Source organism: Desulfosarcina sp., from assembly GCF_041551955.1.
Lineage (GTDB): Bacteria > Desulfobacterota > Desulfobacteria > Desulfobacterales > Desulfosarcinaceae > Desulfosarcina.
In genome coordinates this window covers 1-8278 of the sequence record NZ_JBFELV010000216.1, presented here as the reverse complement: position 1 = coordinate 8278, position 8278 = coordinate 1, and the positions used below count along the sequence as shown (strand labels likewise).

Genomic DNA, 8278 nt, shown 5'->3' with positions numbered 1-8278 from the left:
TGCGGCTCATGGTTGTTTATCTGTTTGGGGTCTCGTGGCTATCGATCGGCAACGCGACGATCGGTTTTTGGGTGCTGAGTCTTTTTTGATGCGTATCGCGATCCAGACCGACAAAAAACCGACTGCCCGTCGGTTCGTTGCATCTGTTTGACGGAGATACGCCAGCACCACATTCTTGAAAAAATGCCAAATTTGTACATGTCCGGATAATTTTTTGGCAGATGATAAACCTAAACAACTATCTTCATTGCCTTTTGAAAGCCTTTAACAATTGATAATGAAAAGAATTATTATCAATCCGTGGAACGCATCACTGATTTGCTGGAATAAAATAAGCAAAATTTATACCGTATTCACTAAAACGATTGCAGGTTGTCGAAATCGTAAAACCATTCGATCCAGGCTACAGTAATTAACAGGCACTTTGTATATCCTATTGTGCTTGCCACAGCAAGGTTTTACAGATCCATCTGCCGGTGCCATCCTCTTTTACCCGCTGGACAACCACGTTGACGGTGGCGGTTCTTTCATTGCGTGTAGCGGTAGAGACGATCCTGAACAGGTCGCTGGAGACGGTGATAAGATCGGGATTGATCGTGATGCCGCCGGCCCCCGGCACATTTTTGTACCAACCGGCATTGGAGATGGTGTTGGTATAGGTCTCATCCGCCTTGGCCACGCGGTAGTCGGCCAGGGCTTCGGCGAGATCCGAATTTTCAGGCGGCAGCAGGGTGGCGAGCACGGCCACATCGGCGGTCGAGATGTTGATCTTGCCGTCGTAGGTGAAGCGGCCGTCACCGGCAGCCGACACACCGTGAACCGTCAACAGAGATGAGAGCCCGACCGCGCCGCCGGCGCCGGCAAACAGGTCCGGGGTAATCCCTTGAACCAGGGCGACCTCTCCCAGGTGATCGAAAGGTCCGTTCTTGCAGCTGTACGGCGGCTCCAGACCCTCGTAGTAGTCGGACTCGGCGCCGCTCAATCCGGTAATGGCCTCGTCATCGCCGTGGTCCAGCCAGTCTTTCAGAGAATTGATGATCATATTGGGGTCGCTGTCCGGCACCTCCTCAAACAGGGAGAACACCTGATCCAGCAGTCGTTCCCAGAGGAAGCGCTGGCTGGCCGAAAACTGCTGGCCTTCGGGGAATTTGACCAGGGCATTGACCTGAATTTTGCCTCGTTCATCGGAGATGTGGACATCGACACGGCCTTCATCATAGGGAATCAACCCCATCATTTCGGCCACCTTTTCCGGGTTGGCCCAATCCTCCTGCAGGGTATCCGTGTCGTTCTCCTTGCGGTCGTTGATCAACATCACCATGGCGGCCTGGACGCCGGATACGGCCATCTCGGAAAGGACCACCCGCTCCCTGGCCAGAAAGGCGCCGGTGACCGAACTGCGGATCCGACTGTTCAAGGCCAAGCCGGCGGTGAGCAGCACGGCCACTACACCGATGGCGATCAGGATCGCAACTCCCCGGTGGTTGCCGAATAGTTCTTGGCCCGTGGGGCTATTGGGCGGCTTCACGGTACACATGCAGGGATACCCGTGTGGTGAATAGTTTGGGTCTGGACGGCGTTCCCACCGTCAACCGGATGTCGACCGACCGTGGTGTGGCGTAATCGGTATCGGCCGATTCCGAATCCCAACGGTCGCTGGTTTCATCTTCGGCACCCTGATAGGCGAATTCGAGGGCCAATAGGTTGTCGCATAAGATGGGGTCGTCTTGGCTCTCCTCGAAATCGGGAAAGGGGTAGAGGTCGTCGGCGCGGCGCAGGACCAGCGTCTCGTCCCATCGCTGGTCAACATAGTAGACGATGCGGCACACCCCCTGCCGCTGGTCTCGGTTCACGGCCAGGTGGGCCAAGGATGCGAATTGCAGGCGGCCGAAGCTGCCGCCGGCAACGTCGCTGGTATCTCCCACCAATCGATAGGGATCCTGTGCGTCATCGAAGGTGGGTTTGGAATATCGCGGGTAGTCGGAGACGACCATGCCTTTCAGATCGGTGGCCATGCGCCCCAGGCAGGTGCGGGCTGACTCGAAGATGGCCACGTCGCCGCCAACGGCATCGGCGCTGGAAAAAACAATCCGGAACGAGCCGAAAACAGTCGTGATCACCACGGCGAAGATAAAGATCGCCACCATGATCTCCAACAGAGTGAACCCGCTGCTGGAGACCGCTGGCGTGGATGGCCGCCGGCGTGTGCTATTCATACAAGAGCCTGTAAGTATCAAGTCTAAATACGGATGCTTCCTCGTTGAGGCTGATGGTAACAGTAATCCGCTTTAGTGTCGGCCCGTCTTCTTTGAGCTGGTCGGACGAGACTTCCTCCGTTTGGATCTGCCACGCGTATCCGGGGTTGGCGTCGCCGAAATCGCCGCTGTCGCCGGAAAGATCCTTTAGTTCACTCGTGTCGATGTCGGCCAGCTTCTGGCCCATCAGCAGGGTCGCTGTCGTGTCGAACCGTCCCCTGGCATCCATAAACAGGGTTTGGGTGTGCATGCGATAAATGGCCATCAGCGCGATGGCCACCACGGACATGGCCACCATCACTTCCATGAGGGTGAAGCCGGTTTCCGAGCGGCCTCTCCGGCTGAACGCCGTTCGGCGGCGGTGAGGGTTGCCGGACGCCATGCTTACCAACCTTCCGAACCCCTGACCAGATTGACCCCGGCCAGAAAGGGTTCGATAAAAAAGGCCAGTCGATCACCGTCGTTGGTTCGCAGGCGGATGACGGCTTTGTCGGAGTAACCCTTGGGATAAAAAGCGATGGGGATGGTCCCGCTGGAGACACGCTCCGTCTGGGAAAATGCCACATGGTCGATGTTCACCCCGCGCGGCAATGAATGGCCGGCCTCGCGCGCGGCTTCAGCATCGGTATCCGTCATGCCGGCTTCGGTGATCCAGAGCCGCTGAACGTCGGGGGACACGTTGAGCAGGTAGGTCTTGTTTTCGACAACCGATTTTTCCTTGAGGCCGCGGACAGTGCCGATAATCCAGCGTGCGGTTTCGTCGCTGCCGTCGGAAAAGAGTCCGCCGTCCAGGCGGGGGATGGCCACCACCAGCATGATGCTGATCAGCGCGGTCACGACGATCATTTCAATCAGGGTGAATCCACGGTCACTCAAACGGGTGGTTCCTGTTTCATTTTCCGGGGGTGCCAGCGTGTGCCAGGCGTGCAGACCGCCAGACTGGCTCGATGTAATGGCATGAGAAACGGGCGCAGACCCGTCTGGTGATCGCCGGCGCCGCGTTATTCGATCTCCCAGCTGTTGATGTCCGCATCTTCGTCTTCACCGCCGGCCGCCCCGTCAGCTCCGTATGCGATGATGTCAAAATCATCATGGATGCCCGGACTGAGGTAGATGAAATCATTGCCCCAAGGGTCTCTGGGCACCTTGCCTTTTTCCAGGTAGCCGCCCTTGCGCCAGTTTTTGGGAATATTGCCGGTGGCGGGCTGCTCCACCAGGGCCTGCATCCCTTGTTCGGTAGATGGATACATGCCATTGTCCAGTTTGTAGAGCTTCAGGGCCGTGCCAATGCTTTCGATTTGCATTCTGGCCTTGAGTTGCTTGGCCTGCTCAGGACGGCCCATGATGCGGGGGACGATCAAGCCGGCCAGAATGCCGAGGATGACGATGACCACCATCAGCTCGATCAGGGTGAAACCGCGGCAGTTGCCCACATGTTGCGGGTGTGACAGCTTCATGATTCCTCCATGGTTTCTTGCCTGGTACTTAACCGGCGCCGTTGAATCCTTCACGTTTATCGAAAAATTAATACTAACCCAATGCGACCCAACAATCAAGCACACAAGGTCGCAGCTCAAAGCTCAAAGGGGATAGGTGTTGGCCATTAACCGATCCACCCCACCACCAACCACAAACCACGAACCACAAACCGTTGTTCTTACCCCACCAGCTGGTTCATTTCGAAAATGGGCAGGCAGATCGAAAGAACGATAAACAGCACGACCACGGCCATGACCAGGATCATTACCGGCTCCAACATGGCCATCATGCTCATGATGGATGACTGGACTTCGTTTTCATACACCTCGGCGATTTTGTAGAGCATGGATTCCAATTCACCGCTTTGCTCACCCACCTGAACCATCTGTAGGGCCAGATCGGGGAAGACATCGTCGGCTGCCAGCGACAAGCCCAGTCCCTGGCCTTTTTCGACTTCGCTGGATGCCTTTTCGATGAGGCTTGAGATCACGACATTGCCGGTGACATTTCTGACGATCTCCAGGGCCGGTAGCATGGTCACCCCGTTTTCGAGCAGCGACGCGAGGGTTCTGGCAAAACGGGCCACCGCAATCTTTTTTAGCATCAGGCCCATAATGGGCATGGAAAGCATTATCCGATCCGTGGCAACCAGCCCGCGTTCCGTCTTTCTAAAGGCCTTTAAGGCCACCAGGCCGGCGACAACCACGACCACAATCAGCCACCAGAACCGTTTGAACAGATCGCTGGCCGCGATGAGAAACCGTGTCGGGGTGGGCAGCGCCTGGTTCATGTCCACAAAGATCGTGGTGATGTTGGGGATAACGAAGGTCATCAGAAAAAAAAGCACCAGTGTCCCGATGACGGTCATGAGGATGGGGTAGGCCATGGCGGTTTGAATGCGGGACTTGAGCTCCTGTTGTTTTTCCATAATGTCCGCCAGGCGCTGGAGAACGATTTCCAGCGTACCCGAGGTCTCTCCGGCGCGTACCATGTTGATGTAAATCTGAGAGAAAACCGACGGGTACAGCGTCAGGGACGAGGCAAAGCTGTTGCCCTCGACAATGGAGTCCTTGATCCGGGCGACGATCTTGGTGAATCCATGGATTTTGGTCTGAGAGACCAGGGTGGTCAGTGCGGTGACCAGCGGAAAACCGGCGCCGGTCAGCGTCGCCAGCTGACGGGTCCACAGGCTGACATGGGCCGGTTTGACACGGCTGAACAGCCCCTGGAAGCTGACGCCTCGGGTCTCTTTGCTGGTTTCGCCGTCCGTAACCTCCTTAACGGTGACCGGAAAACTGCCCATGGCGCGGATTTTCTGCCGTGCCGCCTGGGCGCCGTCGGCATCGATGATTCCGGTGACTGTTTTTCCTTTGGTGTCAAGGGCTTCGTAATCATAAACGGGCATGGCGTTTTATCCTGTCAGCGCGTGCGTTGCAGCCGTGCTGCGAAAAAGCCGTCCAATTGATCGATGTGGGGCGCGGTTCTGAAAAAGCCGTCTGCGCCCAAAAAAGGAAGCACGGTCTTCTCTTCCATGCAAGGCGCTCCGGTTATAGCAAAGTTTGTATGGTTTTTCAAAAACGGCTTGATTACGCCCTCATTTTCTTCCGGCTCCATACTGCAGACGGCAAAAACCAGGATTCCGTTTTTTTTGACCAGCGGGGCGAGATGGTCGAGAAAGCGCGCCTGCTGTTTGGCCAATCTAGAGATATCGGACGGTTGGCTCGACCATTTGGCGTCGGGATTGCGCCGCAGCACGCCCAGGCCGGAGCAGGGTGCATCCAGAAGGATTCGGTCGAAACGGGGCAGCGTTTCAAGGGCCAGCGGCTGATTCAAGTCGGTGCGTCGGGTATGAATAATGGATAAACCCAGACGCTGCGCATCGTTTTTCAGACGGGCCAGTTTTTCATTCACGTTGTCCATGGCCACGATGGCGCCCCGGTTATCCATGAGCTGGGCCAAGTGGGTCGCCTTTCCACCCAGACCGGCACACGCGTCCAGAACGGTTTCTCCCGGTTGGGGTGCCAGCAGCAGGGAAACCAGCTGGGCAGCCCCGTCTTGGACGGAGAAGCGACCGTCGACGAAGGCCCTCATCTTTGGGATGGGAAGGCGGGGGCGGATCAGGTTGACCCCGCCGGGCACGGTGTCCACGATCTCGATGACTTCCGTCTGGTCCGACAGGGCCTTTACCAGCTCCGCCAGATCGTTTTTCAGCCCGTTGCAGCGCAATGTGATGGGCGGGATCGTGTTCATCGCCGCACACAACCGGTCGGTTTGGGCTAGGCCCATGCGATCTATCCAGCGTGAAACCAGCCAATGGGGAAAGGCGTGGGTCAGGGCAATGTGATCCACCGGCGAATCCAGGGCATCGGGGACGCAAAACCGTTGCGGGTCCCGCAGGGCATTTCTCAGCAGGGCATTGACGAAACCGGTTGCATTTGAGGCCTTGCGCGCCCGTGCCAGGTTGACCGCCGTGTTGACGGCTGCCGATGCCGGGATCCGGTCCATGAACAGGATCTGGAAAAGGCCGAGTCTAAGGATGTTCAGGATAGGCGGGGAAATTTTTTTTAAGGGCCGTTCGGCGTGAGCCGCGATCACGGCATCCAAGCGCAGCCGCCAGCGCAGCACGCCGTACACCAGCTGGTTGAAAAGGGCCCGGTCCCGGTGGGAGAGCCCCGCCAACATGGGCGCTGCATCATCGAGGACCGCGTCCAGGGTCGCCTTACCCGCGTCCAGGCGATTCAGCACGGCCAGTGAGGCGGCCCTCGGGTCGGTGGCTGGCGGGTTATGTCTTGGTCGCCTGCGGATGGGGTGTCGAGGTGAGGATGCGGTCACGGGCGATTATCCCAGACACGTGCCGTCGGGCAGGCGGCAGCCGCAGAGAAAATCGTCGATGGGAAGCCGTTTGCCCGAGTCCCCCTGAATCTCCTGGATGGCGATGACCCATTTGCCGGTGGCCACGCGGAGCTCTCCGGGAATGCACTCGAGGATGGTGCCCGGCGGGACGCTGATCTCCCGCTTCAGAACGCCGGCTTTATAGATCTTCAGGCGCATGCCGTCGCTGAAGGTATAGGCCCCCGGCCACGGGGTCACGCCGCGGATCAGGCATTCGATCCGCTCGGCCGGCATGGACCAGTCGATTTTTCCATCCTTTTTTTTAAGCATGGGGGCGTAGGTGGCCTGTGTATGGTCCTGGGGCGCGCGCTCCAGACTTCCGTTCTGCAGCCGCTCAAGGGTCCTGATCAGCGTGCGGGCGCCCATTTCGCTGAGGCGGAGGTTAAGATCGACGGCGGTTTCATCCGGTCCGATGGCGGTCTTTTCCATCAGCAGGATATCGCCGGTGTCCATGCCCTTGTCCATCATCATGGTCGTGACGCCGGTTTCGCGGTCCCCGTTGATGATGGCCCATTGGATGGGTGCGGCGCCGCGGTACCGGGGAAGCAGCGAGGCATGGACGTTGATGGAGCCGATGCCGGGAATGTCCAGCAGGCGCTGGGGCAGAATCTGGCCGAAGGCCACCACGATGAACAGGTCCGGTGCCAGCCGGGTCATCGCTTCGTGAAAGGCGTGGGTTCGAACCTTTTCGGGCTGGAGAACCGGGTACCCGTAGTGCACAGCGATGTCTTTGACCGGCGGCGGTGCCAGCCTGCGGCCCCGGCCTTTGGGCCGGTCGGGCTGGGTGACCACGGCTACGATCTTATGCCCGCTGTCATGCAGAGCCCGTAGCGACGGCACGGCATAATCCGGCGTGCCCATAAAGACTATTTTCAATGGGCGGTTCACTGCTGCTTCATCTCCTTTTTGACCCGGCGCTTGTACATCTGCCGCTTCAAGGTGCTGATGTGATCGATAAACAGGGTGCCGTTGAGATGATCCAGTTCGTGTTGGATGACGATGGCCAGAAGGCCCTCTGCCTCGAAGCGCAGGGGGTTGCCGTCCCGGTCGACCCCTTCCACGAGAATGCGCTCGGCACGTTTGACGTCCGCCCTGAAGTCGGGCACACTCAGGCAGCCCTCGTTTTCCGAAAGGATTTCGCCCTCGCTGGTGATGATTTTCGGGTTGACCAGCACATGCAGGTCGTGCCCCTCTTCTCGCGGTGCGATGTCGTAGATGATGAAACTCTGTCCGATGCCTACCTGAGGAGCGGCCAGGCCTACACCGGGGGCCACGTACATGGTCGCGGCCATATTGTCGAAAATGGTCTGCATGTCTCCGTCGATATTTTCGACGGGCGTCGTGTGCTTTTTCAGGAAACGGTTCGGATATGTAAGTATGTCTAACATGGTCACGGTATTCAACCTCTGTTGATCGTTGTCGTAAGTCAACTCGTTAAGTTAACGCATATTTATGGATTTTCAAACGAAAAAGATCGGCAATGGCTACAACGGTAGACGAATTCTGGTTTTAAAAGCAGGATTTCAGATCCGGTTTTGACGGAATCGTTAGCGGCAGGATATCAGACTGACGTTGTCATCCTCGCGCAAGGTCGGGATCCAGCTATTTTCATCGGGAATTTATTTGCGGAGGCGCCCTGGGGAAGCTGTCGA

The 8278-nt window shown here is 57.6% G+C and carries 9 protein-coding genes; all 9 read right to left on the bottom strand.

Going from position 1 to position 8278, the window contains the following annotated elements:
* Window positions 1-433: 433 nt before the first annotated feature.
* Window positions 434-1528, bottom strand: a complete 1095-nt coding sequence (locus ABYV26_RS15625) for a general secretion pathway protein GspK (protein WP_372682286.1) — start codon at window positions 1526-1528, stop codon at window positions 434-436.
* Complete coding sequence (locus tag ABYV26_RS15620; RefSeq protein ID WP_372682285.1) at window positions 1512-2216, bottom strand: type II secretion system protein J; 705 nt, start codon at window positions 2214-2216, stop codon at window positions 1512-1514. The genes ABYV26_RS15625 and ABYV26_RS15620 overlap by 17 nt, the downstream gene beginning before the upstream one ends.
* Window positions 2209-2637 carry a prepilin-type N-terminal cleavage/methylation domain-containing protein gene (locus ABYV26_RS15615; protein ID WP_372682284.1) on the bottom strand — a complete coding sequence of 143 codons (429 nt, stop codon included), beginning with the start codon at window positions 2635-2637 and terminating at the stop codon, window positions 2209-2211. Before ABYV26_RS15615 ends, ABYV26_RS15620 begins: the two co-directional genes overlap by 8 nt.
* A gap of 2 nt (window positions 2638-2639) precedes the next feature.
* Window positions 2640-3131, bottom strand: a complete 492-nt coding sequence (locus ABYV26_RS15610) for a Tfp pilus assembly protein FimT/FimU (RefSeq protein WP_372682283.1) — start codon at window positions 3129-3131, stop codon at window positions 2640-2642.
* A gap of 125 nt (window positions 3132-3256) precedes the next feature.
* Window positions 3257-3712 (bottom strand): type II secretion system major pseudopilin GspG, encoded by a 456-nt coding sequence (gene gspG, locus ABYV26_RS15605; protein ID WP_372682282.1) that lies wholly within the window; start codon window positions 3710-3712, stop codon window positions 3257-3259.
* 200 nt (window positions 3713-3912) lie between these two features.
* Window positions 3913-5139 carry a type II secretion system inner membrane protein GspF gene (gene gspF / locus ABYV26_RS15600; protein ID WP_372682281.1) on the bottom strand — a complete coding sequence of 409 codons (1227 nt, stop codon included), beginning with the start codon at window positions 5137-5139 and terminating at the stop codon, window positions 3913-3915.
* Between the two features lie 14 nt (window positions 5140-5153).
* Window positions 5154-6566, bottom strand: coding sequence for a 16S rRNA (cytosine(967)-C(5))-methyltransferase RsmB (gene rsmB, locus ABYV26_RS15595; RefSeq protein ID WP_372682280.1), 1413 nt, complete (start codon window positions 6564-6566; stop codon window positions 5154-5156).
* 6 nt (window positions 6567-6572) lie between these two features.
* Window positions 6573-7514 carry a methionyl-tRNA formyltransferase gene (gene fmt / locus ABYV26_RS15590; protein WP_372682279.1) on the bottom strand — a complete coding sequence of 314 codons (942 nt, stop codon included), beginning with the start codon at window positions 7512-7514 and terminating at the stop codon, window positions 6573-6575.
* Entirely contained in the window at window positions 7511-8014 is a 504-nt protein-coding gene (gene def, locus ABYV26_RS15585; RefSeq protein WP_372682287.1) for a peptide deformylase, read from the bottom strand. Before def ends, fmt begins: the two co-directional genes overlap by 4 nt.
* Between the last annotated feature and the right edge of the window lie 264 nt (window positions 8015-8278).